Source organism: Olivibacter sp. XZL3 (assembly GCF_004368405.1).
GTDB lineage: Bacteria > Bacteroidota > Bacteroidia > Sphingobacteriales > Sphingobacteriaceae > Olivibacter.
Genome location: NZ_SBJH01000012.1, coordinates 1 through 2,648 on the forward strand (window position 1 = coordinate 1; position 2,648 = coordinate 2,648).

General features: G+C 46.3%; 2 protein-coding genes. Both read right to left on the reverse strand.

Going from position 1 to position 2,648, the window contains the following annotated elements:
* Nucleotides 1–89: 89 nt before the first annotated feature.
* The gene (gene istB, locus EPX21_RS05390; RefSeq protein WP_134088652.1) at nt 90–806 is read right to left on the reverse strand and encodes an IS21-like element helper ATPase IstB; all 717 of its coding nucleotides are present in this window, start codon (nt 804–806) and stop codon (nt 90–92) included.
* Between the two features lie 48 nt (nt 807–854).
* The gene (istA, locus tag EPX21_RS05395; RefSeq protein WP_240768524.1) at nt 855–2,429 is read right to left on the reverse strand and encodes an IS21 family transposase; all 1,575 of its coding nucleotides are present in this window, start codon (nt 2,427–2,429) and stop codon (nt 855–857) included.
* Nucleotides 2,430–2,648: the final 219 nt, after the last annotated feature.

Sequence of the window (2,648 nt, forward strand, 5' to 3'; positions counted from 1 at the left end):
TGGATATAATGTTGATGTTGACCCCTCCGCTGGACATACTGACCCCTCTATCGAGTTAGTATCTCAGTCCAACTGATGACGTGACAATATTACTTCTTTTTTCTTAGACTTTCGCCTTTTAACTCAATTCGATATGATCCATGTATCAGTCTGTCGAGTATTGCATCTGCAATTGTATCTTCGCCTATTACATCATACCAACTGGCCACAGGCAACTGGCTCGCAATTATGGTGGATGCCTTAGCGTGCCGGTCTTCAATTATCTCCATCAGATCCAGCCTTTGCTGCTGGTCCAGATTTACCAGCCCGAAGTCATCGACAATAAGCAGGTCCGATTTCGATATTTTATCCATCAGCTTATGGAGTGTGCCTTCCAGTCGGGCCATTTTAGTCTTCAGAAGCAATTTTTGTAGATTAAAGTACATGACTTTATATCCCTGGGCACAGGCGTGATGGCCCAAAGCAGAAGAGAGAAAGCTCTTTCCGCAGCCCGTCGCACCGCTGATCAATATCGGGTCTCCCTTTTTTATGTACTCACCGGTGGCCAGCGTAGTGATCATCCCTTTGTCCAGACCTCTGCTGGCCACCATGTTTATCTCTTCTATGGAAGCCTGATAACGGAAGCCCGCATTCTGTTTAAGGCGCTCAAACCGCTTTTCATCCCGTTCATCCGCTTCTGCCTGCAGCAATAGCGACAACCCTTCGCAAAGGGTGAGTTCTGTACTACGGCGTGTTTCATTCAGCGCTTTCCAGTTGCGCTCCATACCATGTAAGCGCAACGCTCTCATCTGTGTTTCAATGTTCATCTTGTTTTATTATTGAATGTATTATTCTGATCATATATTATCGGGTTACTATATCGCTGGCCCATCTTTAGGCTGATCAAATAGTGTCGGCCCGCTGTTTTGGTAATATGCCCTGCCCCTGATGTTGGTATGCTCCGGTAAGGAGCTTTTTACGGAAGTCTCTTCCTGATTGTTGGCTGTGCCGTTTTCAAGCACATTTCTAAAGTAATAGTAGGTATATAGCTTATTCTTTAGAACGTATTTACATGCTCTGTCAAACTCTTCTGCCGGGAAGTCCCGCTTTAACCTGAACAGTCCGTCACAGGTACGGAATAACTGTTCGGGATATCGCGCACGCTCAAATAGGGTCTCCAGAAGTTCGGCAAACTCCGCAGAATGTGATTTTGCTCTTGCCAGATACGTTTCATGGGATCGGTTCCTATAGGCCTGATGTTCAGATCTTAAGTGTTCGGCAACAGTGGTATAGGCATTTTCCTGATAACTGCGTATGTGCGTAGCGATCTGTTTACCCTGACAATAGATCGACACCATACTGCGTGTGTAAATGATCTTTACTTTTGTTCCGATATAGGCAAAGGGCACGCTGTAGTAGTGTCTGTTGCGCTGTAGGTAGATATGCCCATTATCGCCGACTTTGAGTTCAGCATAGTACTTCAGCTCGAAGCGATCTCTGGGAAGCTCGCCTAATGTGGATTTTTCTGCACTTAGGAACCGCTCTTCCCGGCAGTATGGTCTTTGCTGCATCCGCGTCTGGTTGTGCTTTAACATACAGATTTTTATAGCGGCATTGAGCGAATGGATATCGAAGAACTGTCGGTTCCTCAGTGGTGCAAAAACACGGCTATAGATCATTTTTACCTGATTTTCTACCAGGGACTTGTCTTTGGGCCGTCCTGCACGCGCCGGGACCACAGCTGTACCGTAATGGTTGGCAAAGTCTTCCATCGACTGGTTCAGGACAGGCTCGTATTTATCTGCCTTGATGACCGCTGCTTTCAGATTGTCGGGGACAATGGCCCTGGGTACACCGCCCAGCGCCTCCAGACAACAGCTAAGTGCGTAAAGAAAGTCGGGAGTCTGTTGGGAGGGTACAGCTATGGCAAAAGCATAGTCTGAAAAGGGCAGGCAGGCCACAAACACCTCGCAGGCAACCACCTCTCCCGTGGTCCGGTCGATATAATGGAGCTTTTTACCGGAAAAGTCAATATATAGTTTTTCCCCGGCGGTATGTTCCAGCACCATGCTGCCTTTTCGCGAGACAAGCTGTTGTCTTAAATGATAGTTGAACTGCGAATAGCTATAACCGGTGGGATGGCTTTCAATATACTCCTGCCAGAGCAACAGCTTAGTGACCCCGGTACGCTTAAGTTCTTTTTCATAATAGTCAAGACGGCTTTTCAGGTACTCAAACTTGCCTGCTTTATAAGCAGGGTTACCTGCATGAAATGATTTTTCCAGCAGAGGATCCTCCTGTTTAAGAAGTTCTTCGGTATTGAACCCGCCTTCGGCCATCTTTTTAAGGTAAGACCTCACCGTATTCTTACTCATCCCAAGAATGCGGGCGATTGTTTTTATTCCGCTGCCGCCCTGGTACAATCTGATTAATTGTTTTATCTGACTCATTCGTTTTGATTTTCCGGCCATCAGTGATCCAAATTGTTTGATCACTAAGTAACCAAAAACTACTCGCGAAGGGGTCAGTTTGCTCCAGCACAATCAATTGAAAAACCAAATTAGGGGGTCAACATCAGCCAGTATGGCAGGCGGATATGGGCTTTAAACGCAATAAACACCCCTAAATCTAATTCAATTTTGAGGGGTCAGTATGCGCCAGTATATCCA